The organism is Streptomyces sp. NBC_00466 (genome assembly GCF_041433995.1).
Taxonomy (GTDB): domain Bacteria; phylum Actinomycetota; class Actinomycetes; order Streptomycetales; family Streptomycetaceae; genus Streptomyces.
Map to the genome: position 1 here is coordinate 683,529 of NZ_CP107896.1, position 24,558 is coordinate 708,086.

Consider the following 24,558-nt stretch of genomic DNA (forward strand, 5'->3'; position numbering starts at 1 on the left):
CCGGCCCGGGGACTGGGCAGCATGGTTACCCGTGGGTAGCATGGCCTGGTGCAGCGCGCTCCGGCGCGCCCGCAGCAGCAGTGCCATCCCGCACCCTGGAGGAGAGCCATCGTGCCTCGTACCATCCGGGACGTCGTCTTCGTCGACGGCGTCCGCACCCCGTTCGGCAAGGCGGGCCCGAAGGGCATCTACCACGAGACCCGCGCCGACGATCTCGTCGTGAAGGCGATCCGGGAGCTGCTGCGCCGCAACCCGGATCTGGACCCCGCGAAGATCGACGAGGTGGCCATCGCGGCGACCACGCAGATCGGCGACCAGGGCCTCACGCTTGGCCGGACCGCGGGCATCCTCGCCGGTCTGCCGCAGTCCGTACCCGGCTACTCGATCGACCGCATGTGCGCGGGCGCGCTGACCGCCGTGACCGCCACGGCCGGCTCGATCGCCTTCGGTGCGTACGACGCCGTCATCGCCGGTGGCGTCGAGCACATGGGCCGCCACCCCATGGGCGAGGGTGTCGACCCGAACCCGCGGTTCGTGAGCGAGAAGCTCGTCGACGAGTCCGCCCTCTTCATGGGCATGACCGCCGAGAACCTGCACGACCGCTACCCCACCATCACCAAGCAGCGCGCCGACGAGTACGCCGTGCGCTCGCAGGAGAAGGCGGCGAAGGCGTACGCGAACGGGAAGATCCAGCAGGACCTGGTCCCGATCTCCGTACGCAACACCAACGCCGAGGTGGGCGAGACCGGTTGGGGTCTGGTCACCGCCGACGAGCCGATGCGTCCCGGGACGACCCTGGAGAACCTCGCCGGGCTCAAGACGCCGTTCCGTACGCACGGACGCGTCACCGCGGGCAACGCCGCCGGTCTCAACGACGGTGCCACCGCCTCGATCATCGCCTCCGAGGACTTCGCACGCGAGCACAACCTCCCGGTGAGGATGCGCCTCGTCTCCTACGCCTTCGCGGGCGTCGAGCCGGAGGTCATGGGCTACGGCCCGATCCCGGCCACCGAGAAGGCACTCGCCAAGGCGGGCCTCTCGATCGAGGACATCAACCTCTTCGAGATCAACGAGGCCTTCGCGGTCCAGGTGCTCGCCTTCCTTGAGCACTACGGCATCGCGGACGACGACACACGCGTCAACCAGTACGGCGGCGCCATCGCCTACGGCCACCCCCTCGCCTCCTCCGGCGTGCGTCTGATGACGCAGCTGGCGCGGCAGTTCGAGGAGCAGCCGGAGGTCCGCTACGGCCTGACGACGATGTGTGTCGGCTTCGGCATGGGCGCCACGGTCATCTGGGAGAACCCGAACCACAAGGACGCCGGAGGCGAGAAGTGAGCACGTCCACCACCGAGCTTCTGAAGGGTGCAGCGGAGCTGTTCCCCGGCGAGGTCGTCACGTCGGCGCACGTACGCCACCTCGATCTGCCGTACGGCGCGGGCAAGTTCGCGCTGATCACGCTGGACAACGGCTTCGACCACACCAAGCCGACCACCTTCGGCCCGGGTTCGCTCGCGAACCTGAACGCCGCCATCGACCAGGTGGAGAAGGAGGCGGCCGAAGGCGCGATCGTAGGTGTCGGTATCACCGGCAAGCCGTTCATCTTCGCCGTCGGCGCCGACCTCAAGGGTGTCGAGCTCCTCAAGAACCACGACGACGCGCTGGCCATCGGCAAGGGCGGTCACGAGGTCTTCAAGCGGCTGTCCGGCCTGGCGGTCCCGACCTTCACGTACTACAACGGTGCCGCGATGGGCGGCGGTGTCGAGGTCGGTCTGCACTGCACCTACCGCACCGTCTCCAAGGCGTTGCCCGCCTTCTCGCTCCCCGAGGTCTTCCTCGGTCTGGTTCCCGGCTGGGGCGGCTGCGCCCTGCTGCCGAACCTGATCGGCGCCGAGCGTGCGGTCTCGGTCATCATCGAGAACTCGTTGAACCAGAACCGGCAGTTGAAGGGCAAGCAGGTCTTCGAGCTGGGGATCGCCGACGCGATCTTCGAGGGCGCGGACTTCCTGGAGCAGTCTCTGACCTGGACGGCGAACGTCCTCAAGGGCGACGTCAAGGTCGAGCGCCCCGCGGTCGACCGCGGCGAGTCCTGGGACCAGGCCGTCGCCAAGGGCCGCTTCATCGCCGACTCCAAAGTGCACGGCGCCGCTCCGGCCGCGTACCGCGCGCTGGACATCATCGCCGCCGCCAAGAGCGGTGACCTGCAAGCGGCCTTCGACGCCGAGGACGCCGCGCTGGCCGACCTCATCATGGGTGGGGAACTCCGCAGCGGCATCTACGCGTTCAACCTCGTACAGAAGCGCGCGAAGCGCCCGGCGGGTGCGCCGGACAAGAACCTGGCGCGTCCGGTGACGAAGGTGGGTGTGGTGGGTGCGGGCCTGATGGCCTCGCAGCTCGCGCTGCTCTTCCTGCGCCGCCTGGAGGTCCCGGTCGTCCTCACGGACATCGACCAGGAGCGGGTCGACAAGGGCGTTTCGTACGTCCACGCCGAGATCGACAAGCTGCTGCTGAAGTCCCGTATCAACCAGGACAAGGCCAACCGCCTCAAGGCCCTGGTGAGCGGTGTGCTCGACAAGGCCGAGGGCTTCGCGGACGCCGACTTCATCATCGAGGCGGTCTTCGAGGAGATCGGTGTCAAGCAGCAGGTGTTCGCGGAGGTCGAGGCGGTCGCCCCGGCGCACGCGATCCTCGCCACCAACACCTCGTCGCTCTCGGTCTCCGAGATGGCGTCGAAGCTGAAGCACCCCGAGCGGGTCGTCGGCTTCCACTTCTTCAACCCGGTCGCGATCCTGCCGCTCCTGGAGATCGTGCGCGGTGAGCAGACCGACGACGCCTCGCTGGCCACGGCGTTCGGTGTCGCGCGGAAGCTGAAGAAGACCGCGGTCCTGGTGAAGGACGCCCCGGCGTTCGTCGTCAACCGCATCCTCACCCGCTTCATGGGCGAGATCCAGAACGTCATCGACGAGGGCACCCCGGTCGAGGTCGCCGAGAAGGCCGTGGAGCCGCTCGGTCTTCCGATGTCCCCGCTGGTGCTGCTCGAACTGGTCGGCCCGGCCATCGGTCTGCACGTCTCGGAGACGCTGCACCGCGCCTTCCCCGAGCGCTTCACCGTCTCGGAGAACCTGGCCGCCGTCGTCAAGGCGGGCAAGCGCGGCTTCTACGTCTACGAGTCGGGCAAGCCCGAGCTGGACCCGGAGGTCGCCGCACTCCTCAAGCAGGGCACATCGGTGCTCACCGCCGAGCAGACCCGTGACCGGGTCCTGGACGCGGTGGCGCAGGAGATCGGCCTGATGCTGGACGAGGGTGTCGTGGCCGAGGCCCAGGACATCGACCTCTGCCTGATCACCGGCGCCGGCTGGCCCTTCCACCTCGGCGGCATCACGCCGTACCTGGACCGTGAGGGTGTGTCGCAGCGGGTGAACGGCAAGCCGTTCCTCGCGCAGGGTGTGGCGAGCGTTCCGGTCTGACCCCGGGTCTCCGCAGATCCGGAGCCCGTCGTGTGTGTGCCCGTCCCGGCGATGCCGGGGCGGGCACTCGCCGTTGCGGGGCGGCCGTCGTGGTGTGACAAAATGACCTTTCCCCGGGTTCGTGGGGATTGGGAGTCGAGTACCTGCCGGACGGCGGACGCTGGGGGGCAGGACGGTTCGTGGAGCGGCAGCGGAAGTACTCACGCAGGACCGCGCTGTGGGCGGGCGTCTCGGCGGCGGCCGCGGCCGGCGGTCTGGCCGGCGGCCGGTGGTACGCGGAGCAACAGGCGCACGGGGACGGCACGTTCGAGGCGGCGGACCGCTCGCAGATCCTGGCCCCCACCGCGCTGCACCAGACCACGGTGCCCCAGTCGTTCGCCTTCGACGACAGCCGGGGCGACATCTACGCGGTGCAGCTGGCCCAGGGCGGTCTGCGGCTGCCCGGTGAGCCGTACCGGCTGTCGAGTGCGGAGCGGGAGAAGCGCGGCGACCTCTGTGTGACGCGGCTGTCCGCGGGCGGGCGGCCGAGCGGCCATATGTTCCTGCGCGGGTTCGGCCACGGTGTCTCCCTCGGCGTCGAGCCGTCGGCTTCCGGCGCGCTCCTCTGGACGGAGTCGCAGGCCGACCCGGCGACCGGGTACGGGCGGGCCGTCACCCGGTTCCCGTTCCGGGACGGCGCTGTGCTCGACAGCGACCACCCCGGTCTGCGCCACCACCGCCCGGTGCCCGGCTCACTGGCCAACCAGCCGAGTGTCGACATGGCCGCGCGGCGGGTGATGGTGAGCTACTGGACGGTCCCGGCGTACGGGAGACGGCAGCAGTGGTACGCGGTGTACGCCATGGCCGACTTCCTCGCGGGCCGCTACGAGCCGCTGCACACCGTGCCCCAGCGGGGACGCGGCGCGGCCGAGACGTTCCAGGGGTGCGTGCTGTACGGGGACCGGGTGTACCAGCTCGCGGGCAACCCGTACACCCGGGCGTCCGGCGCCAACCCGGCCGTCTCCGGGGGCAATACCCGGGTCACCGCGATCGGCCTGAGCGGCGGCCCGGTGCCCGCTCCGCGACGGATCACCGTGGCGGCGGACCTCGCCTACCGGGAGCCGGAAGGGCTCGCCGTCAGGCTGGCGGGCGGCCCCCGGCTCTGTGTGGGCTTCGCGACCGGCAGCTCGCGGGCCAGGATGCTGGCGATCCACTCGTGCGGCCGGGCGTGACGGACCCGGGCAGGAAGAGATGCCTGGCGTGGACGTGTCGGGCCTCGTCGTCGAGGCGGTTGCCCTGCCGACGGCTTCGGCGCATGACAACGCCGTGGGCGTCGCCCTGCTGAACGGCGTACAGCGGACGGGCGGGTGCGGGGGCGGTGCCCCCGCACAGGTCATTGACCCGGCCGGGGGCCGCGTCCGAATCCCATGCGGCCGAGCAGCCGGTCGCGCCTGACCAGTGTGTGGAACAGCACCGCGCACATGTGGGCGGTGAAGACCGCGAACAGCAGGTAGGCCAGCACCGTGTGGGTCTCCCGCAGCGCCGCGTACAGGTCCTGGCCGGCGGGCAGCACCGTCGGCAGGTGCAGCGACCCGTACAGCTCGACGGGTGTACCGGCCGCCATCACCATGCCCCAGCCGACGAGCGGCTGGGCGAACATCAGGGCGTACATGAGGTATTCGGAGCCGGTCGCCGCGAGCCGTTCCCACCGGCCCATACTCGGGGGGTGGGGCGGCGGCCGGTGCAGCAGGCGGTTGATGAAGCGGATCACGACGAGGATCAGGATCAGCACCCCGAGTGGCTCGTGGACCGACCGCAGTACGGCGTAGTGGTCGAGCGAGGTCACTATGGCGACCCCGATGAACAGCATGGCGACCACTGCCGCCGCCATCGCCCAGTGCAGCAGCCGGGAGAACAGCGCGAACCTCGGCGGGGCCTCCACCTCTCCGATGCCGCCGTCGGTCCCACCGCCTGCCGTACTTCCGGAAGCATCCTCGCGAGCGTGGTCGTTCACAGGTGTGTTCACCGCAGCACCTTCGATACGTCGACGGGACTGGGCTGCTTGGGCTCGCCTGCGCGGCGCCTGTACGACTGGGCGTAGACCGCCGAACGGGCGCTGAGCAGCGGATCGTCGGATGCCGCGATCCCGTCCGGCAGGACGAGAGGGTCGAAGTTGATGTCGCGGGCATTCCCCTCGGCCTCGGTGCGCACCGCGTCGAGGGTCAGCGTCCCGGCCTCGATCGTCCTGCGGTCGGGCGGCCACGGCCGGGTGGCGTCGTGCGTGGGGTCGCCGGGGCGCCCGACCGTGAGCATCAGCCGCCAGCGCAGGGGGCGTTCCGCCAGGTTGGAGATCAGCCCGTCGAACAGGTAGTTCCTGTCCGGTGCCTTGCCCGCACCCCCTCCGTCGCCCGCCGTGCCCGGTCCGGCCGGCTGCAGTGGCGTCAGCGACCACCGCACCGGGACGGTGGCACCCGCCGCATTGGTGAAGCGGAAGGCGTTCAGGCCGTTGAAGGTGCTGTCGCCGAAGCCGGACGTGGGCGGGTGCCTCCTGTTGAACGCCATCGCCTCGGCAGTCTCCGGGTGCGCGGCGAGGAAGTCGGCCATCTTCCGTGGGTCGGGTTTTCCCGTGGCGGGCAGCGGTTTGGACGCGAGGATCCGCTCGTAGAAGCCCTCGGGCGTGCTGTCGGGGAAGACCGGAGTGTTGATCATGGCTGTGCGCCACTGCTCGCTGTTCGGGAGAGCGAAGAGGAGGCCGAGCCCCCGCACGAGAAGGCCGGCGTCGGCGATATCCGGCGCGCCGCCCGAGAGGGAGAACCGTCCCGTCACGGGGGTGGTCCGCCCGGACTCGAACACCACGGCCTTCGACACGTCGCTTCCGTCGCCGTTGGCGGTGAAGTGCCCCGAGACGCTCACCCCCTTGGCGTGGTTGCGCCGGAACCCGGGGTGTCTGCCTGCGACCTGCTCGAAGCGGTCGACGAAACGGGCGGGGGTCAGCCTGTCTTCGGGGAACAGGTCGCCGGCGTAGGCGAAGGCGCCGACGTTCGCCGCCCCGACGCCGGCCGTCGCGGCGAGCCCGAGCAGGGCGCGCCGGGTCAGGGCCGGCGTCGGGGGCGGCCGGAATGAGGGAGGGGGCTCGGCCCTCCCGCTGTCCTCGTTCACTTTCCCTCTTCCTCCGTCACTTGCCGGCGTCGAGCTTGACGACATGCCAGGCGCCCTTGACACCTTCGCCGTTGGTCTGGCCGGGCTTGGTGTCCATCGCGAAGCGGTACACCGGCTTACCGTTGTAGGAGGCCTGGACGGTGCCGTCCGCGCGCGTGAAGTGGCCGAGCGTGCCGGGGAGTTCCTTGCTGCCGACGGCGTGCGGCGTACCGGCCGTCGGCGGCCACAGGTCGGCGCACTTCCCGGAGCACGCCGACGTGCCGGTGGAATCCTTGTCGAAGGTGTAGAGGGCGAAGCCCTTGCCGTCGGTCAGCACAGTGCCGAGGCCGGTCTTCCGGGAAGCCAACTCGGCGTGCCCCGCCGTGCCGCCGGCCTCCGCGGAGGCCGAGGGCTTCTTCACCGGCTTCCCCTCGGGCTTCTGCGACTCCTGCGACCCGCCACCGCCGCAGGCCGACAGCAGAAGGGCCCCGCCCGCCGCCGTCGCCAGGGCGACGCCTGTCCGCCTGCCCACCATCCGCCTGACCGTCCAGCTGAACATCGCAACTCTCCGTCCGTGTCTGTTGAATACGAGCAACAGGGGATACGGGCCCTGCACGGCGCGCGTTCACGGGCGCCGGGTGTGCGACATGTCACATGGACGGAACGGGCGACGGGGTGAAGCTTTCTGCGGCACGGCCCGTATACCCCCTGAGATCCGGTCTTCCGGCCATATGACGATGACCTCGGAGGTGATGCCATGCTGCGGCCGGTTTCGCGCAAGCGGAGGGGTCGGCTCGACGACGAAGTGGTGCTGCGCGAGGCGTACGAGGACCACGCCGGAGAGCTCTTCACCTTCGCCCGCCGCTCACTGAGCGATGCGGGGGTGGCCGAGGAGGCCGTACAGGAGACGTTTCTGCGGGCCTGGCGGTCGGCCGACCGGTACGAACCGGCGACGGCGTCGTTGCGCACCTGGCTCTTCTCGATCTGCCGCAACATCGTCATCGACGCCCACCGGGCCAGGGCCGCCCGCCCCCAGGCGGCAGACGCCGAACCGGAGGACACCGCGCCGGCCGACGCCCCCGTCCATCAGCCGCTGGAGCAGCTTCTGGTCGGGCTGCAGGTGGAGGAGGCCCTGCGCCGGCTCTCCGACCAGCACCGTTTCGTCCTCGTAGAGGTTTACCTGCGCGACCGGCCCGCCGCCGATGTGGCGGCCCAACTGGGTATCCCGGAAGGCACGGTCCGCAGCCGCGTCTACTACGCGCTCAAGGCACTCAAACTCGTCATGGAGGAAATGGGGTGGCAGGGTGACTACTGACCAGTGTCGGCACCACCGGACCCTGCTCGGCATGCACTCCATCGGGCGGCTGGATGCCACCCGGTCCGTGGCGGTGCAGGCGCATCTCGACGGCTGCCCGGACTGCCGCGCCGAACTCCGCGAACTGCGCGGCGTGGCCGGACCACTGGGCCAGGCCGACCCCGACCGGGTCGCCGAACAGCCGCCGGCCCCGCCCGCCTCCCTGCGAACCGCCATCTTCACGGAGATCGCCAAGGAGCGGCAGCCCCGGCGCCGCCGCCCCAAGGTGCTCATGCTCGCGGCCGCCGTGATCGCCGTGTGCCTCGGGGCAGGAGCCGTGGTCGCCCAGCAGGCGGCCTCGCCCCACGGCCGGCCCGTCTCCTTCACCGCCCAGCCCGCCGGCGTACGGGCGTCGGCGACGGTCGAGGGCAAGGGCTGGGGCACGATGGTGCACCTCGACATCGCCGGCCTGCCGCAGGGCAAGCGGTACATGGTCTGGCTGGAACAGCCCGACGGCAGCCGCATGCCCGCCGGCAGCTTCATCGCCGGAGGCCCCCACACCATGTCGATGCAGCTCGCGGTCGGACTTCCCATGCCCGACGCCATGGCCCTGGGCATCAGCACCCCGACCGACAAGCGCCCCCTGCTGCGCGCGCCGCTGCGCACGTGAGTCGGTGATCGCTTGAGTCCCGTGGCTTCCGGCGAGGAGCGCCCGTCAAAGGCGCATCCAGGGATGAAACAACGGGACGAAACGACCGCTGAGGGACCCGCACCTGAGGGGCCCGCACCGCGGCGTCACTGCGGCAGCGGGCGCCTCGCGGAGACCTCGGCGGTGAGGTTCCCGGCCTTCGTGGCGTAGAGGTGGCAGACCGTCTCCAGGCCGGACGCGTCGGCCGGGCCGACCACGACACCCTGCCGCGTCCGGTCGGTGACCGTCTCCGCGCGGGCCCCGCCGAGCCGCACCTCCTTGCCCACCCCCTGGTACGCAACGTGCAGGAACAGGTCCCAGAGCCCGGGGGCGACGGGCTGGAATCCGTCGGCCGCCGACAGGTCGAGCCTCGCTTCGAACCCGGCCTGCGCACGGTCGGCGCGGGTGGCGGCGTCGAGCTTGGGGGTGGGCGTGGAGTAGACGCGGAAGCGGTACTCAGCGCCGCTCGCGCGCTCGCGCAGCACCACCCGGACGGCCGGATCACGGGTCGGCAACTGCTCGATGTAGCAGTGGCCGTGCACCCTGAGCACGGTGCCCGACCAGCTCAGCCGGGTCAGCCGGTGCTTGGCCCGCAGGGTGTGGGTGATCTCGAAGTACGCGTCGGGCAGCCCCACTTCGGGGTCCCGGAAGAAGGGGTACCTACGGAAGGCGCGCCCCTCCTCCACCAGCAGGGCGGCCTTCTCCTTGCCCTGCTCGAACGCGATCATCCGCTCGGCCTCGGCGAACAGGCCCCGGCGGATCAGCTCCAGGCGTACCGAGAGCGGCCGGGGCAGCTTCCGGAACACCTCCTGGCCCGCGTGGAGTTCGAGCAGTCCACGGCATTCGGTGAGCGCGGCCAGCCGCAACTCGTGGTCCTCGCATGCCAGATAGGCGGACCCGGTGGCCTTGCCGAGCTCCAGCTCGAAGTGGCGGGCGAGCAGCTGGTCCCGGAGGGGGCCCGGCTGGACCCGTTCCGTGACGAGGGAGACCATCCGGCGGGTGAGCGCCATCCGGTCGGCGAGGGAACCGCTGAACCGGGAGGTGTTCACCCCGGCGACCCGGCGGGCCTGCTCGACGCAGACCTGTCCGGCGACGACGGAGATCCGGTCCGCGTAGAGATAGGCCAGCGCGGTGAACGCCTGGTCGTCGCCGAGGGACCAGTCCTCGGGGAAGCGCAGTCCGCAGCGGTCCACCAGCGAGCGGCGGAACAGCTTGTCGGCGCTCAGCGACCAGTACACGCGCGAGGTCGCGACATCGGCGTCGGCCACGCTCCGGGTGAACATGGAGGTGCCGACCTTCTGCCCGTCCAGGCCCGCCACCTTGCCGAGTACGACATCGGCGTCGTTCTCGTCGGCCGCCCGGACCATGGCCTTCAGCGCGCCGGGGGCGAGCCGGTCCGTGCCGCTGAGGAACAGAAGATGACGGCCGGTGGACTGCTCGATGCCCGCGTTGCGCGCCTGCGCCGGAGTGTCCGTCGCGGTGGGCGCGGACGAGCACTTCAGCGCCGGGTACCGGGCCGCCCACTGCTGGAGCGCCTCGCGGGTGCCGTCCTGGGAGCCGCGGTCGAGGACCAGCACCTCCACCAGGAATCCGTCGTCGCCCTGGGCCAGCACCGATTCGAGGCAGCCGCCGATCCGGCCGACGGCGTCGGCCACGTCGACGACCACGCTGACGTCGGGCTGTTCCTTGGGGTGGATGGACACGGGGTTCACGACGCTGATCACCAGACTTCATTGCGTACGGGGGTGGTGCGAGCGGGGCGCGGTTCAGCCGGGGAGCGCCGCGCCCTCGTGCGGCCAGGGCAGCGCACCGTGGATGTTCGGCTGCGTCCAGGGTGCGTGCGCTGTGGTGCCGGCCCCGTTGAAACCGGGCGGGGTCAGCAGCCCCGGGGTTTCGGAGAGATCACCGATGTGGATGACCACCCGGCCCTCGGCCCGCTCCCCCGACGGCGACTGTACGGCGTACTGGAAGTGGTCGTAGCCCACCGCCCCCGGAGCCGCCTGGAATGCCAGGACGCCGTCGTGGGTGACGGTCACCTGCCCGGAGCGCGGCTGGCTGTGTCCCACCAGGACCGTGCCCTGCGGCAGGCCGTCCCGTACGTCGACGAGCGCGGGCGCGTACGCGGCGTGCTCGGAGACGTTCAGGGCGCGGCCGGGGGCGGAGAAGCCCCGGATCCGCACGCCCTGGTCGGCCAGCGGTTCGGTGCGCAGCAGTCTGCGGGGGTCCCGGCCGGGGATCGCGACGGCGACCGCCGGACGCAGCGCGTGCTCCGTACTGTCCTGGCGGATCCGCAGGGTCAGCACGGCGGTCCCCGAACCGCCGCCGTCGGCGCGGGCCCGGTAGTGCCGCAGCAGGGAGGAGTACTCGGCCCCGTGGACCCCCACCACGTCCGCGGCCCCGGCGAAGGAGTCCTCGGCGAGGTAGCCGTAGGCATGTCCGATGCCCGGGCCCGCCTGGACCGTGAGGGCGATCCGGACGGTCTGCCCGGGAGCGACGGAGGCCAGGGGGTGCGCGTCGCAGTGCACGGCCGCCTGCGTCGCGCTGTCCGGGAAGCCGGGTTCCTGGATGCGGACCACGCCCAGCAGGAAGGTCATCGCCCGGCTCCTATCCGTGCCTCGCCCGGCACCTGCGCCACTCGCTCCTTGGTCAGCCGGTTGAACGTCGCTGTGTCCAGCCAGCCCATCTCGTCGGTGGTGAAGTCCGACCGGTCGAGGCTGTGCACCCAGGACGCGGGGACGAGCCCCTGGTCCCGCAGGGCGCGGGCGATGAAGCGCGAGCACTCCACCGCCGCCTCGGCGCGCAGATGGGTGTCGTCCGCGCCCTTGAGGTTGGCGACGGGGTTCTCGTACGGCCGCAGATGCGCGAAGAGCTCCCTGGCGGCGTCGCTGCCGAGCTCCTCCCACCAGGCCATGCTCTGGGCGTAGAGATCGACGAGCGGTACGGACAGCTCCTGGGCGACCTCCCGCATGGCCATCGGGTAGGTGCGCAGGAAGCGCCGCAGATTGCCGTACGCGTCGAACTTGCGCCGCTCGTGGGTGAGTACGAGGACGGGGTGCGCCTGCGCCTCCCTGGTGAGGTGCACCATCTGCCGGAGGTACTGCTGGTACGCCTCGAAGGGCTCGGTGTGCAGGCCCTCCTCCGGCTCCCAGTCGACCTGCCCGAAGCTGATCAGTACGTAGTCACCGGGGGCGGCCCGTTCGCGGATCCACTGGAAGCGGCCCCGGTCGTAGAAGCTCCGGGAACTCGCCTTCGCACGTGCGCAGTTGACGACCTCCACCGCCGGGCCGAGGAACAGCGGGAGCGTCTGCCCCCAGCCTGCCATCGGGAGGTAGTCGACGGATCGCGTCACCACCGTGGAATCGCCCGTGACGAACATCCGCCTGCGGGGCATCTCCTGCCCGTACATCGCCGTACCCTCCATCAGATCGTGTCACCGCCCACAGGTCAGAAGTACTGTTCCATCGATTCCTGCGGCCCGAGCTGCTGCCCGATCCAGCCCAGCTGCGGGAGGGGCGCGGTGGACTCCAGCGGCTGTTCCGGTACGGCGGCGGTCCCCCGGGTGAACGGGTTGGCGAGGATCGGCTCCGCGGTGTCCCCGGCCGGGAATTCGGCGATGCCCCGCGCGAACAGCTGGTTCACCGCGTCGTTGAACCGGACCATGGAGTCCCCGTCGCCGAGCAGATAGCGCTTGAGGTGCTCCCGGTGCCCGGCCAGCCGGTCCCGGCCGCCGGAGCGTGCGGCCTCGACGCAGACGGCGAGCTCCTCGCAGGACGGGCCGAGGATGTACGCGGCGGACGCCGCGGGGTTCAGCTGCTTGAAGAGCTCGGGGTCCGAGTCGGACGGGTTCGAGACCGCGTACGGCTTCTCGCTCGCCACGAAGTCGGACACGACGCTGGAGATGTCGCTGATCAGCATGTCGGCTTCGTTGAAACAGCTGTAGAGGGACGGGAGTTGCCCGGTGACCACCTGGTGGCGCTCACCGCCGCCCGCGGCCCAGAAGGTCTCGTGCCACTGGGCCTGCAGCTCCTCCCAGGTCTCCTTCGGTGGCCGGGCGAGCATGGACCTGTCCTTGTGCCAGAGGCCGTAGACCCCGACCACGGTCCATGCCTTCAGCCGGGCCATCCGGCTCTCCAGGCCGGCCAGCTTCTTGTCGCCGCCCGCCTGCGATGCGCGGGAGTTCCGGCCTTCCCTGGTGCGGTCGCGTTTGGCGTTGTCGGCTTCGAGGAGCGCCATGATGCGCCGGTGCACCCGGGTCGCCTCGGCCGACCGCTTGCCCGTCAACGGGTGCGGCTTGTAGAGGATCCGGACCGGTTCCTGCTGGTTCAGCAGCATCCGGATGAGCTTCTCGCCCATCAGGATGAGCGAGGTGTGGAACGGGTCGGCGGTCCACCCCTCCCAGGTGGGCGCGTACAGCACGGTGGTCATCCGGCCGTGCGGCCGGGCCGAGACCGACTCGACCGCGCTGAGCTGCGGGCGGCCCACCGGCACGAGGGCGGAACCGGGGATGGTGCCGCGGAGCCGCTGGTAGCGCTCCTCGCCGCCCTGGCCCGCCGTCCATATCTCGTCGTAGACCTTGCTCACCCGGTTGCTGCTGGCCAGCTTGTCGCTGTCGCCGTGTCCGATGAAGACGTGCTTGGCCTCGGCCACCCGCAGCATGTGGACGTTCTTGCCCGCATTCGCCGGATAGAGGATCACCCGGACCTCGGGCAGTTCGAGCAGGCTCAGGTCGTCGGCCTTCGGGAGGCAGACGACCGGCAGCGAGGTGTACGCGAGGAAGCGCAGCGTGGTGACCTCGCGGAGCACGATCAACGGCCGCCTGCCGAGCCGGGAGAGGGTCTCCAGCCACATGTTGACCTGGTAGGCGGAGTCACGCGCGCCGGCCGCGTAGGTGAAGTAGAGGACGACCTCGGGGCGGTACTTGGCGACCTGCTTGTTCAGGATGCGGAAGGTGCGCTCATGGCTGGGCACCCGGCGGCACTGCCTGATGGTCGGCAGCAGGATCACCATGCCGAGGACGGCGACGGTCACCGCCAGCGCGCCGCCGAGGACACAGAAGCCGATCACATGCGTGGCGCGGGATGCGATGGCGCCGGCGATGACCGCGCTGTCCAGGTGGAGCAGCTTCCGCTCGTAGGACTTGAAGGCGATCGGGGGCGGCGGCTCCGGCATGTTCAGGGCGCTGAGATCGAGGTTGCGCACGCGCACCGGGAGCGCACGGCGGCGCTTGATGAACATGCAGAGGAACGTGTACAGCAGGCGCAGCGAGTGCACGGCGGCGAAGCCGAGGAAGACCACCGTGAAGATGTCGCGGTCGTCACCGACGGTGTCCCGCAGCAGCACCAGCATGCCGAGTTCCCGTGTCAGTACACGGATGCTGAGGCCCCACTTGAGCTTGCCGAGGAAGCGGATCAGGTCCGGTTCGGCGCGGTGCAGGTAGAAGTCGGTCGCGTAGCTGAGGAGCAGGGCCGCCGTGAAGACCCAGAGGAGACCGAGGGCGCCCGAGACCAGCATGCCGAAGTAGCTCGCCAGCAGCAGGAACAGGACAAGGACGTTCTTGCCCTTGGCTATTTCGGCATGCCGGATCAGTGCGGCTATCAATCTCGTCCTCTTCTCATCGGCACAACGCACACCCGGACCCGCATCTCCCCCCAGGGCATGCGTGCGCGACAGAGCGCGGACGCGAAGCGGCACCACAGTGACGGCAAAGCTTCAGGGGGCCCCACCCAAACGTTAACCTGAGCTTTACCTGGGGTCAGAATAGTACCCGGATCAAAGATCGGGACAAGCCACCAGTACGTTACGTATCGGTAGGTTCCGGCTGTGCCCGCAGGCTGTCCGGACGCCGGTACCAGGCCCCACTACGCCCAGGGGCCGAGATCCAGCCCCTGTCCGCCCGACATCTGCCGCGTGACGGCGAGCCGGGCGTCGGGCCCGAGCGCAGCGATCGTGATCCGGCCGAGCCGGTCCCGTACCAGGGCCGGCGGAACCAGGCACCACTGCTCGGTACCCGACCACCACACACCGGAATCGGGCCGTCCGTCGACATGGAAGCCGGCCAGGCAGTATCCGTGCGCGTCGGTGGAGACCAGCACGGTACAGGCCCAGCCGCCGATGTCGACACCGGTCGCACCGGTGACCCTGCCCATCGCGTCGGAGCTCTGCAGCGCCACGGGGCCGGGGGCGTTCCACTGCCACTGGCAGAGCTCGCCGGTCCCCGCGTACCGGTAGCGCAGTGCGCCGCTCTCCGGCGCGGGCGCCAGACTGTCCGCCGCGGCATGGACGTTGGCCCCGGTGTCCACGGCCCAGGCGCCGTCGCGCCCCGTCCGGCTCCAGCGCGCCGTCCCGGGGACGTCCCGCAGCCGGGCGAAGAGCTCCACCCTGCCGTCCGGCACCCGGAGGGCCACCAGCTCGTCGGCGGTCTTCGTGCCCCGCAGATGCTGCCAGGACGACCACGAACCGTTGGGCTTCTCGTGGCGGGTGTTCACGGTGTGCTCGTCGTTGCGGATGAAGACGTGGAGCGTCCCGTCGTCGTCGAACGCGGCCACGGGGAAACCGACATGGCGGCCCCGCTGCGGTTCGGCACGGTGCGGGTTGCCCAGCGAGTGCCACGGTCCGGCCGGACGCCCCGTCTGGTACTGGGTCGCGCACACGACGTCGACGGTGACCGCGCCGCCGCGGCCCTCGGTGCGGCGCAGGCCGACCAGGCGTACATAGCCGTCCGGTCCCTGGACCACGGTCAGGCCCGGCAACAGGCCCGGCGCTTCGAGCCGTTCGGGGCCCGACCACCCGCCGCTCACACCCTCGGTCCAGCGCAGCACCGCTCCCGCGGTAGGCAGATAGCCGGAGAGACGGCCGTCGTTGCCCCTGATCAGCCAGGTGCCGGGCGGCGCGTACCGGGGGCGGAGCGCCGTGCCGGACGCGCCGGGCAGCGCCGGGGCCCGGCAGTCGACGAGGAGGGGCCGGCCGCTCTCGCGCTGGTAGGCATCGGCCGCCCGGAGAGCGGCGCACGCGGCGGCGCTGCGGCGCTGCTCCGCACCCGGGTCCACAGCGGGAGCTCCGGACGGTGCGTCGGGCCCCGTGGTGATGACCAGCACCGGTCGTACGGTGCGGAGTTCGGCCAGGACCGCCCGCGTACTGTCGTCGCGCGACGCGAGGACGCGGGGCTCTGCCTGGACCCGCCGGCCCTGCCGTACGGCGTCGGACACGGCCCGCTCGAACAGCTGCCGCTCCTGCGGTCCCCCGCTCTCCAGGCAGACCACGGTGACCTCGCCGGGACCGCCCGTACCGGCGAGCAGGTCGGCCGCGTCGGCGGGTGTGGCCGCGACGAGCAGCACCGCGCCCGCCTGCCGGGCCCCGGCCGGCCCCGCGGCCCGCGGGTCCCGCCGCCCGTACTCCTCGGCACGGGGTCCGGTTGATGCCACCATCGCGCTGTCGCTCCCTTCCGCCGCGGAGTCCGCGGTACCCGCCCCTTGGAGCCTGCCGGACAACCTCCGGGTCGGGCGGCCGCCCGCCAGGCTCTCACGCACACCAGCACGATAGACGCACACAAGAAGCACACAATTGCCTATATGCTCTGGTGCCAATTCAAACCGGCGGCAACGACACCCCCCTTCTTTTATGCGCTGTCGCACTCGACCGACCGCCAGTCCCCCCATGCCAGACGCGGTCGTCACTCCGCCACAAAGCCGATTACCGGGACCAGAGGACAACTACGGCATGACTCAGGCCACCGCCACCCCGCCCCACTCGCGCAAAGCCCCCCGGCAGCGCCGTCGTGGGCTCCGCATCGTTCTGCTCGTACTCCTGGTGCTGCTGCTCGCCGCGGGCGGGACCGCATGGTGGCTGTACAGCAACTTGAACGGCAATATCAAGGGCGTCGACATCAACAAGTCGCTCGGCAAGGACCGTCCGGAGAAACTGCCCACAACCGGGCAGAACCTGCTGGTCCTTGGATCCGACTCACGCGCCGGGGAGAACGGGAAGATAGCCGGCGGCAACGTCAGCGGCGCCCGCTCCGACACCGCGCTGGTGATCCACGTGCCCGAGGGGCGCAGCAGGGCGACCGCGGTGAGTATCCCGCGCGACACCCTGGTGACCCGGCCCGAGTGCGCCAAGTCGGACGGCTCGTCGATGCCTTCCGCGAACCGGGTCATGTTCAACTCGGTCTACTCACAGGTCGGTCCGGCCTGTGTGGTGAAGACCGTGGAGCAGATGTCCCATGTACGGATCGATCACTACATGGAGGTCGACTTCGCCGGGTTCAAGGGCCTCGTCGACGCGCTCGGCGGCGTGACCGTCAATGTCCCCCAGGACATCCACGACGGTGCCAGCGGCCTCGACCTCAAGGCGGGTCCGCAGAAGCTGAACGGCACCCAGTCGCTGGAGTTCGTACGGACCAGGCACGGCATAGGCGACGGCAGCGACCTGGGCCGGATAGGGCTCCAGCAGCAGTTCCTGCTCGACCTGCTGAGCGAAGTGCAGAAGCAGGACGTGCTGGGCAGCCCCGCCAAGACGTACAAGATCGCCAACTCCGCCACCAAGTCGCTGACCACCGACTCGGATCTGGCGTCGCTCACCAAGCTGGCGGAGTTCGCCCGCAGCATGAAGGGCGTCAACCCGGACACCATGGAGACGATCATGCTCCCGGTGCAGTACGACAAGGTCGACCCCAACCGGGTGGTGGCGGCCGAGCCGCAGGCCACGCAGTTGTGGAAGGCCATCCACACGGACACGGAGATCCCCGCGTCGGCGAAGAAGTCCCCGGCGCACGGCGGTTGATGACTGGTGCGGCCCGGATCCGTACGGACCGGTCCTGATCCAGTTCTGCTTCCGGGCTGATTCCCGTTCTGATTCCGGTACGGCCCCGCCTCCAGCGGCCCGTGCCGGAATCAGGCCCGCGAGCCGACCGCCGGACCGGCTGTTCCGGGAACCACCTGCCCCGGGTACCACCCGCCGCAGGACCGGAAGTTCAGGCCCTGGTCCACGCCGCCAGTGCGAGGCCCGGTTCCGCCTTCTGCCGGGCCACCCGCAGTGTGCCGTCATCGGCGATGGCGGCGAGCACCACCCGCCCCTCCCCGTCCACCGCCAGCGCGGGCGCGCCGACCGACGGCTCGCCGGTCTCCGTCCACCACAGGCCGTCCGCCTCGCCCTCGGTCGGGCAGGCCGCGATGGCCGGGCGGCCGTTCCTGGCGCGGTAGGCGAGGACCGTGCAGTCATAGCCCTCTATGGAGGTGCGCAGCACGGCAACCGGACCGCCGTCCGGCGCGCCGCCCAGCGCCAGCGCGCCGGCGCCCTCGCGGTGCGCGGTCACCCCGGCGCCGCCCGGGGCGCAGCCGTAGTACGTGGCGCGGCCGTCCGCGGTGCACAGGCCGGTGACGGATCCGGCGGCGGCCGTCGCCGGATACGGTTCCGCTTCGGTGAAGTCGCCGCCGGGCTCCTCCTGGTACCAGCGCGACAGCTGCTCAACGGCGGGGACCAGCAGCTCGACCCGGTCGCCGACGGCGACCGCCGCGGGCATCGCGTCCAGGAGGTGACTGCCCTTCAGGTCCTTCCACCCCTCCCACTTGCCGGAGTTGCCCTGTCTGCGCAGGCTGACACCGCCGGCCGCGTTGCGTACGAAGACATGGACCCGGCCGTCGGCGCCGACCGCAGCCGCCGGGGCCCCGACCGCGCGTGCGCGGTCCTGCTCCTTGTGCGGGTTGCCGAGGGAGTGCCAGGGGCCGAACGGCCGGCCCGTCTGGTACTGCGTCGTGTGCATCAGCTCGACACCCTTGGCGGTGGTGCGCCGGGTGATCAGATGGACATAGCTGTCCGGGCCCTGGGCCAGCGTGGCGTGGGTGAGGCCGGGGGCCTCGATGAAATGGGGCCCCGTCCAGTCGGGCCCGCCGGGCCGCTGTTCGGTCCAGCGGAGCAGACCGCCGTCCGCGGGGGCGTACGCGCTGAGGCTGCCGTCCTTGCCCCGCAGCAGCCAGCAGCTCGTGGCGGGGCCTGCGGCCTGTGCGGAACGCGACGACATGGCTGGCTGCCAGCTTTCCCTCAACCGGTCGAACGGTACCGCTGAGAATAACATTCCGCCTGGTGAGAGCGGTGAGAGCGGCGGTTGCCCGAGCCTGGCGAGGCCCGGGCACCGGCTCGGCTACTTCCGCGCCCGCTGGGACATCCGGCTGTGCCCGCGCCCGTACCAGACGTACACGACGCCGCCGATGACCATCCAGATGCCGAACCTGATCCAGGTCTCGGCCGGCAGGTTCAGCATCAGCCAGAACGAGGCCAGTGCCGAGAGGACGGGCACCAGCGGGACGAGCGGGGTCCGGAAGGCGCGCGGCAGATCCGGGCGCTGCCGGCGCAGGATGATGACTCCGACAGCCACCAGGATGAACGCGAACAGCGTCCCGATGTTGACCAGGTCGGCGAGCACGCTGATCGAGGTGAAGCCCGCCACCAGCGCCACGATCAGGCCGAGCAGGATCGTGGCGCGGTAGGGCGTACCGAACTTGGGATGCACCCGCGAGAAGACCTGGGGCAGCAGTCCGTCACGGCTCATGGCGAAGAAGACCCGGCTCTGGCCGAGCAGCAGGATCATACAGACGGAGGTGAGGCCGACGGCCGCGCCGAAGCTGATCACGCCCGCCCAGAAGGGGTGTCCGACCGACTTGAACGCGTCGGCGAGCGGGGCGTCCGTGGACAGCTGGGTGTACTTCTGCATCCCGGTGACGACGATCGAGACCGCCACGTACAGCACGGTGCAGACCGCCAGCGAGCCGAGGATGCCGCGCGGCACGTCACGCTGCGGGTTGCGGGTCTCCTCGGCCGCCGTGGCGACGATGTCGAAGCCGATGAAGGCGAAGAACACGACGGCGGCCGCGGTGAAGATGCCCATCACGCCGAAGGAGCCGGGGTTGAACCCGAAGAGCTGTACGAGCGGGGCGCTGAGGCTGCTGCTGCCCGAGCCGTGCACGGCGGGCGGGATGAAGGGGTGGTAGTTCGACCCGGTGATGAAGAACGCGCCCACGATGATGACCAGCAGGACGACGGTGACCTTCACAGCCACGATGACCGTCGTCACGCGCGAGGACAGCTTCATGCCCAGGACCAGGATCCCGGTCAGCACCAGAACCAGGATGGCCGCCAGCAGGTCGAAGCCGAACTTGCCGTTATGCGTCCCTGAGAGGACCTGCGGCATACCGATGCCGGCCGTGTCCATCAGCGAGCGCACATATCCGGACCAGCCGACCGCCACCACCGCACAGCCCAGGGCGAGTTCGAGGATGAGGTCCCAGCCGATGATCCAGGCCGGCAGTTCGCCGAGCGACGCGTACGAGAAGGTGTAGGCAGAACCCGCGACCGGCACCGTGGACGCGAACTCGGCGTAGCAGAGCGCCGCGAGGGCACAGACGACACCGGCGACCACGAAGGCGAGAGCCACCGAAGGACCCGCGGTCTCCTTGGCGATCAGCCCGGTCAGGACGAAGATCCCGGTACCGATGACGACTCCGATACCGAAGACCGTCAGATCCAGTGCGGACAGGGATTTCTTGAGGGCGTGCTCCGGCTCCTCCGTGTCCCGGATCGACTGCTCCACGGATTTCGTCCGGAAGAGACTGCTGCTCACGGGTGTACCTCCACGCTTGTAGTCCTCGCCATGATTGGAGCGCGTGAGAGCCATGTACCCCTTGGCGAGAACCTTTCACACGAATGAGCCGGCGGGACCACCCGTACAGGTAGGCCCACCGGCTCGTCCGGCGCCGCGCGGCCGCGCGCGGGCGTGGTGCGGTCAGTCGCGCGCGGGCTCGGCCGACGCGGCCGACGGGCTGTCGTACCGGCCGTCGATCTTCGCGACAAGGCCGGTGACCTGGCGCGCGATGTCCGGGGCGGTCAGCCCGATCTCGGCCATGACCTGCTTGCGCGACGCGTGGTCGAGGAAGCGCGGCGGGATGCCGAAGTCCCGCAGCGGTACGTCGACACCGGCGTCGCGGAGCGCCTGCGCGACCGCTGAACCGACGCCCCCGGCACGGCTGTTGTCCTCGACGGTGACGACCACCCGGTGCTGCTCGGCGAGCGGGGCGAGCGCCTCGTCGACGGGCTTGACCCAGCGCGGGTCGACCACGGTGGTGGAGATGCCCTGCTTGTTGAGCAGTTCGGCGATCTCCAGGCACATCGGGGCGAGCGCGCCGACGGAGACGAGCAGGACGTCCGGCGCGGTGGTGCCCGCCTCGCGCAGCACGTCCATCCCGCCGACCCGGCCGACGGCGGGGACGGCGGGGCCGACCACGCCCTTCGAGTAGCGCACCACGGTCGGCGCGTCCTCGACCCTGACGGCCTCGCGCAGCTGGGCGCGCACCTGCTCGGCGTCGCGCGGGGCGGCGATCCGCAGTGTCGGGACGCACTGGAGGATGGACATGTCCCACATGCCGTTGTGCGAGGCGCCGTCGTCGCCGGTGACCCCGGCCCGGTCCAGTACGAAGGTGACACCGCACTTGTGCAGGGCCACATCCATCAGAAGCTGGTCGAAGGCGCGGTTGAGGAAGGTCGCGTAGACCGCGAAGACCGGGTGCAGCCCGCCCGTCGCGAGACCGGCGGCGGAGACCGCCGCGTGCTGCTCCGCGATCCCCACGTCGTAGACCCGGCCGGGGAACTCCTTCGCGAACTTGGTCAGGCCGACCGGCTGGAGCATGGCCGCGGTGATGGCGACGATGTCCTCGCGCTCCCGGCCGAGTTTCACCATCTCGTCGCCGAAGACCGAGGTCCAGCTGGCGGCGGCGGCCTTGATCGGCAGGCCGGTGTCCGGGTGGATCGGGCCGATGCCGTGGAAGTGGTCGGCCTCGTCCTGCTCGGCGGGCTGGTAGCCGCGGCCCTTCTCGGTGAGGCAGTGCACGATGACGGGTCCGCCGAAGCCCTTGGCGCGCTCCAGCGCGGACTCCAGGGCCTCGATGTCGTGGCCGTCGATCGGGCCGACGTACTTCAGGCCGAGGTCCTCGAACATGCCCTGCGGGGCGATGAAGTCCTTGAGGCCCTTCTTCGCGCCGTGCAGGGTCTCGTAGAGCGGCTTGCCGACGACCGGCGTGCGCCCCAGGAGGTCCTTGCCGCGGGCCAGGAAGCGCTCGTAGCCGTCGGTCGTGCGGAGCGTGGCGAGGTGGTTGGCCATCCCGCCGATGGTGGGCGCGTAGGAGCGCTCGTTGTCGTTCACGACGATCACGAGCGGGCGGTCCTTGGCGTCGGCGATGTTGTTCAGCGCCTCCCAGGCCATCCCGCCGGTGAGCGCGCCGTCACCGATCACGGCGACGACGTGGTCGTTCTTCTTCAGTACCTGATTGGCCTTGGCGAGGCCGTCGGCCCAGCCCAGCACCGTCGAGGCGTGCGAGTTCTCGATGACGTCGTGGTCGGACTCGGCGCGCGAGGGGTAGCCGGAGAGGCCGCCCTTGGTGCGCAGCATCCCGAAGTCCTGGCGGCCGGTGAGCAGCTTGTGCACGTAGCTCTGGTGACCGGTGTCGAAGAGCACCCGGTCCTTCGGTGAGTCGAAGACGCGGTGCAGGGCGATGGTCAGCTCGACGACACCCAGATTCGGGCCGAGATGGCCACCGGTCTTGGACACGGCGTCGACGAGGAAGGTCCGGATCTCCCCGGCCAGCTGTTCCAGCTGCTCCGGGCCCAGCCTGTCCAGATCGCGCGGTCCCCTGATGCGGGTCAGCAGCGGCACCCGTGCCTCCTTGCGTTCGAACTGTGATCGAGCTTTGCCGGGTCTGTCGAGTCTAATGTTCCATCCGGGGCACTCGTCATCGGGCGGTGCGTCGTACGTCACCCGTTCGGCGGACCGGGACGCACGGGAGCCCGGCGCGGGAGTGCCCCGGCCGGGCGTCCGATGCGTGCGGGTCGTCCGCCGGGCGGTCAGGCGCGGCCCGCGGACTTCTGGGTCTTGCGGGTCACGGCGTCGATCACGACCGTGGCGAGCAGGACGCCACCGGTGATCATGTACTGGATGGGCGAGGCGATGCCCTGCAGCGACAGGCCGTACTGGATCGAGACGATCACGAGTACGCCGAGCAGCGCGTTCCAGGTACGGCCGCGGCCGCCGAAGAGGCTGGTACCGCCGATGACGGCCGCCGCGATGGCGTTCATCAGCAGGTCACCGCTGCCGGCGCCCTGGTTGGCGGTGGCGATCTTGGAGGCCAGGAAGAGTCCGCCGACGGCGGCGAACGTCCCGGCGATGGCGAAGACGGAGATCCGGATCAGCGTGACGTTGATACCGGCGCGCCTGGACGCCTCGACGCTGCCGCCGAGTGCGAAGACCTTGCGGCCGTACGTGGTACGGCGCAGGGCGAAGTCCGTGCCGACCAGCACCACCAGGAAGATCAGGACGGCGAGGGGCAGGCCCTTGTACTGGTTGTACATGTAGGCGACGGCGAGGCCGACGACCGCGAGCACGGCGGTCCGCAGCACGATCTCGCTGAGCGGCCGGGACGGCACGCCCGCGGCCTCACGGCGCCGGGCGTCGAGGAACGAGGTGAGGAAGAAGATCACCACGGCGACCACGGCGACGGCGTAGGCCACCGCCACGTCGGAGAAGTAGTAGCCGGTCATGTTGGCGATCGGGCCGCTGTCGGGCAGGTTGATCGTGCCGTTGTCCCCGAGGATCTGGAGCATGAAGCCGTTCCAGAACAGCAGACCGGCCAGGGTCACCGCGAACGCGGGAACACCGATGCGGGCGAAGAAGAAACCGTGGATCGCGCCGGCGACCGTGCCGGTGAGGATGGCGAGCACCAGGGCCAGCCACTGGTTCATCCCGTGTGTGACGTTCAGTACGGCGAAGGCGGCACCGGAGACACCGCTGACCGAGCCGACCGAGAGGTCGATCTCGCCGAGCAGCAGGACGAAGACGATACCGACGGCGATCATGCCGGTACCGACCATGGTGACCGAGATGTCGGTGAGGTTGCCCGCGGTGAGGAAGCGCGAGTTCACGCTCTGGAAGATCGCGGCGATGACGATCAGGCCGACGATCACCGGGATGGAGCCGAGCTCACCCGCGCGTATCTTGCGCCGGAACTCGGACAGATAGCCGGCGAAGCCCTGCTCGCGGACGAGCAGCCGGGGGTCGACGGCGGCCACGGCGTCGGCGGCCGGGGCCGGGGCGTCCACCGCGGCCGGCGCGACGTCCACGGCGGGGGTCTTGTCGATGCTCACTTCTGAACCTCCACACCGCGCGACGCACGACGGGTCACAGCGTTGTCCGTGGCGCCGGTGATGGCGGCGATGATCTCTTCCTGCGAGGTGGTCTTCACGTCGAAGACACCGTTGTTGCGGCCGAGCCTGAGCACCGCGACCTTGTCGGCGACGGCCTTGACGTCCGCCATGTTGTGGCTGATGAGCAGGACCGCGTGGCCGCGCTCACGGAGCCGCTCGACGAGGTCGAGGACCTGCGCGGTCTGCTCCACGCCGAGGGCCGCGGTCGGCTCGTCGAGAATGACGAGCTGGGGCTCACCGAGCATGGAGCGCGCGATGGCCACGGTCTGGCGCTGACCGCCGGAGAGCGAGGCGATCGGGATGCGCACGCTGGGGATACGGATCGAGAGCGTGGTCAGCAACTCGCGGGAGCGGCGCTCCATTTCGACCTCGTCGAGGACACCGCGCTTGCGCAGCTCCCGGCCGAGGTAGAGGTTGCCGACGACATCGATGTTGTCGCAGAGCGAGAGGTCCTGGTAGACGGTCGCGATGCCCAGGTTCTGCGCGTCGTGCGGCTTGTTGATCTGTACTGCCTTGCCTTCCCACTCGATGACACCGTCATCGATGGGGTGCACGCCTGCGATCGTCTTGACCAGCGTGGACTTTCCGGCTCCGTTGTCGCCGACCAGGGCGAGCACTTCACCGCCGTAGGCTTCGAGCTCCACATCGGTGAGCGCCTGGACGGCACCGAATCGCTTGGAGACCCCACGCAACGCCAGCACGGGCGTAGCGGACACTTGAACCATCTCCTTCGCCGCCTGACCGGCGGGGAT

Annotated in this window: 19 protein-coding genes; 6 read left to right on the forward strand and 13 right to left on the reverse strand. The window is 70.4% G+C overall.

What is annotated here, in order from left to right; translation table 11 throughout:
• Positions 1 to 111 precede the first annotated feature (111 nt).
• The 3 genes from OG210_RS03065 (at position 112) to OG210_RS03075 (ending at position 4,678) form a co-directional block, all read left to right on the forward strand.
• A complete protein-coding gene (locus tag OG210_RS03065) occupies positions 112 to 1,338 on the forward strand; it encodes an acetyl-CoA C-acyltransferase (RefSeq protein ID WP_328332649.1) in 1,227 nt (408 codons plus the stop codon).
• Positions 1,335 to 3,467, forward strand: a complete 2,133-nt coding sequence (locus OG210_RS03070; RefSeq protein WP_371534927.1) for a 3-hydroxyacyl-CoA dehydrogenase NAD-binding domain-containing protein — start codon at positions 1,335 to 1,337, stop codon at positions 3,465 to 3,467. Before OG210_RS03065 ends, OG210_RS03070 begins: the two co-directional genes overlap by 4 nt.
• 179 nt (positions 3,468 to 3,646) lie before the next feature.
• The gene (locus OG210_RS03075; RefSeq protein ID WP_371534928.1) at positions 3,647 to 4,678 is read left to right on the forward strand and encodes a signaling protein; all 1,032 of its coding nucleotides are present in this window, start codon (positions 3,647 to 3,649) and stop codon (positions 4,676 to 4,678) included.
• A gap of 161 nt (positions 4,679 to 4,839) precedes the next feature.
• Here OG210_RS03075 and OG210_RS03080 read toward each other — a convergent pair whose 3' ends face one another.
• From OG210_RS03080 to OG210_RS03090, 3 genes are read right to left on the reverse strand one after another with little or no spacing between them, the layout of a single operon-like run.
• Positions 4,840 to 5,472, reverse strand: a complete 633-nt coding sequence (locus OG210_RS03080) for a cytochrome b (protein ID WP_371534929.1) — start codon at positions 5,470 to 5,472, stop codon at positions 4,840 to 4,842.
• On the reverse strand, positions 5,469 to 6,605 hold the full coding sequence (locus OG210_RS03085; RefSeq protein WP_371534930.1) for a catalase family peroxidase: 1,137 nt from the start codon (positions 6,603 to 6,605) through the stop codon (positions 5,469 to 5,471). The genes OG210_RS03080 and OG210_RS03085 overlap by 4 nt, the downstream gene beginning before the upstream one ends.
• Positions 6,606 to 6,621: 16 nt before the next feature.
• Entirely contained in the window at positions 6,622 to 7,143 is a 522-nt protein-coding gene (locus tag OG210_RS03090) for a hypothetical protein (RefSeq protein WP_328332638.1), read from the reverse strand.
• 198 nt (positions 7,144 to 7,341) lie between these two features.
• On the opposite strand from OG210_RS03090, the gene OG210_RS03095 reads away from it, so the two are divergent.
• Positions 7,342 to 7,899, forward strand: coding sequence for a sigma-70 family RNA polymerase sigma factor (locus OG210_RS03095; protein ID WP_328332636.1), 558 nt, complete (start codon positions 7,342 to 7,344; stop codon positions 7,897 to 7,899).
• A gap of 31 nt (positions 7,900 to 7,930) precedes the next feature.
• On the forward strand, positions 7,931 to 8,548 hold the full coding sequence (locus tag OG210_RS03100) for an anti-sigma factor domain-containing protein (RefSeq protein ID WP_328332634.1): 618 nt from the start codon (positions 7,931 to 7,933) through the stop codon (positions 8,546 to 8,548).
• Between the two features lie 125 nt (positions 8,549 to 8,673).
• Here OG210_RS03100 and OG210_RS03105 read toward each other — a convergent pair whose 3' ends face one another.
• The 5 genes from OG210_RS03105 to OG210_RS03125 all read right to left on the reverse strand — a co-directional run bounded on the left by OG210_RS03105 (position 8,674) and on the right by OG210_RS03125 (position 15,990).
• Entirely contained in the window at positions 8,674 to 10,290 is a 1,617-nt protein-coding gene (locus OG210_RS03105) for a glycosyltransferase family A protein (protein WP_328332632.1), read from the reverse strand.
• A gap of 42 nt (positions 10,291 to 10,332) precedes the next feature.
• Entirely contained in the window at positions 10,333 to 11,160 is an 828-nt protein-coding gene (locus tag OG210_RS03110) for an Ig-like domain-containing protein (RefSeq protein ID WP_328332630.1), read from the reverse strand.
• Positions 11,157 to 11,972 (reverse strand): rhamnogalacturonan acetylesterase, encoded by an 816-nt coding sequence (locus OG210_RS03115; RefSeq protein ID WP_328332628.1) that lies wholly within the window; start codon positions 11,970 to 11,972, stop codon positions 11,157 to 11,159. The genes OG210_RS03110 and OG210_RS03115 overlap by 4 nt, the downstream gene beginning before the upstream one ends.
• 38 nt (positions 11,973 to 12,010) lie before the next feature.
• Positions 12,011 to 14,164, reverse strand: a complete 2,154-nt coding sequence (locus OG210_RS03120) for a hypothetical protein (protein ID WP_328332626.1) — start codon at positions 14,162 to 14,164, stop codon at positions 12,011 to 12,013.
• 260 nt (positions 14,165 to 14,424) lie between these two features.
• A complete protein-coding gene (locus OG210_RS03125) occupies positions 14,425 to 15,990 on the reverse strand; it encodes a hypothetical protein (RefSeq protein WP_371534931.1) in 1,566 nt (521 codons plus the stop codon).
• 292 nt (positions 15,991 to 16,282) lie between these two features.
• Here OG210_RS03125 and OG210_RS03130 point away from each other — a divergent pair, with 292 nt between their 5' ends.
• Entirely contained in the window at positions 16,283 to 17,344 is a 1,062-nt protein-coding gene (locus tag OG210_RS03130; protein ID WP_371534932.1) for an LCP family protein, read from the forward strand.
• A gap of 190 nt (positions 17,345 to 17,534) precedes the next feature.
• Here OG210_RS03130 and OG210_RS03135 read toward each other — a convergent pair whose 3' ends face one another.
• The 5 genes from OG210_RS03135 to OG210_RS03155 form a co-directional block, all read right to left on the reverse strand.
• Positions 17,535 to 18,581 carry a hypothetical protein gene (locus OG210_RS03135; protein WP_328332620.1) on the reverse strand — a complete coding sequence of 349 codons (1,047 nt, stop codon included), beginning with the start codon at positions 18,579 to 18,581 and terminating at the stop codon, positions 17,535 to 17,537.
• Between the two features lie 120 nt (positions 18,582 to 18,701).
• A complete protein-coding gene (locus tag OG210_RS03140) occupies positions 18,702 to 20,177 on the reverse strand; it encodes an amino acid permease (RefSeq protein WP_371534933.1) in 1,476 nt (491 codons plus the stop codon).
• Positions 20,178 to 20,339: 162 nt separating this feature from the next.
• Positions 20,340 to 22,262 (reverse strand): 1-deoxy-D-xylulose-5-phosphate synthase, encoded by a 1,923-nt coding sequence (dxs, locus tag OG210_RS03145; protein WP_328332616.1) that lies wholly within the window; start codon positions 22,260 to 22,262, stop codon positions 20,340 to 20,342.
• 188 nt (positions 22,263 to 22,450) lie between these two features.
• Positions 22,451 to 23,746, reverse strand: a complete 1,296-nt coding sequence (locus tag OG210_RS03150) for a sugar ABC transporter permease (protein WP_371534934.1) — start codon at positions 23,744 to 23,746, stop codon at positions 22,451 to 22,453.
• Positions 23,743 to 24,531, reverse strand: a complete 789-nt coding sequence (locus OG210_RS03155; protein WP_328332614.1) for an ATP-binding cassette domain-containing protein — start codon at positions 24,529 to 24,531, stop codon at positions 23,743 to 23,745. The genes OG210_RS03150 and OG210_RS03155 overlap by 4 nt, the downstream gene beginning before the upstream one ends.
• Positions 24,532 to 24,558: the final 27 nt, after the last annotated feature.

What these genes read in the sequence shown, in the direction of transcription:
- OG210_RS03090 (WP_328332638.1), bottom strand. Translation starts at nt 7,143, where the DNA reads ATGTTCAGCTGGACGGTCAGGCGGATGGTGGGCAGGCGGACAGGCGTC.
- OG210_RS03095 (WP_328332636.1), top strand. Translation starts at nt 7,342, where the DNA reads ATGCTGCGGCCGGTTTCGCGCAAGCGGAGGGGTCGGCTCGACGACGAA.
- OG210_RS03100 (WP_328332634.1), top strand. Translation starts at nt 7,931, where the DNA reads ATGCACTCCATCGGGCGGCTGGATGCCACCCGGTCCGTGGCGGTGCAG.
- OG210_RS03110 (WP_328332630.1), bottom strand. Translation starts at nt 11,160, where the DNA reads ATGACCTTCCTGCTGGGCGTGGTCCGCATCCAGGAACCCGGCTTCCCG.
- OG210_RS03115 (WP_328332628.1), bottom strand. Translation starts at nt 11,972, where the DNA reads ATGTACGGGCAGGAGATGCCCCGCAGGCGGATGTTCGTCACGGGCGAT.
- OG210_RS03125 (WP_371534931.1), bottom strand. Translation starts at nt 15,990, where the DNA reads ATGGTGGCATCAACCGGACCCCGTGCCGAGGAGTACGGGCGGCGGGAC.
- OG210_RS03130 (WP_371534932.1), top strand. Translation starts at nt 16,283, where the DNA reads ATGACTCAGGCCACCGCCACCCCGCCCCACTCGCGCAAAGCCCCCCGG.
- OG210_RS03135 (WP_328332620.1), bottom strand. Translation starts at nt 18,581, where the DNA reads ATGTCGTCGCGTTCCGCACAGGCCGCAGGCCCCGCCACGAGCTGCTGG.
- OG210_RS03155 (WP_328332614.1), bottom strand. Translation starts at nt 24,531, where the DNA reads ATGGTTCAAGTGTCCGCTACGCCCGTGCTGGCGTTGCGTGGGGTCTCC.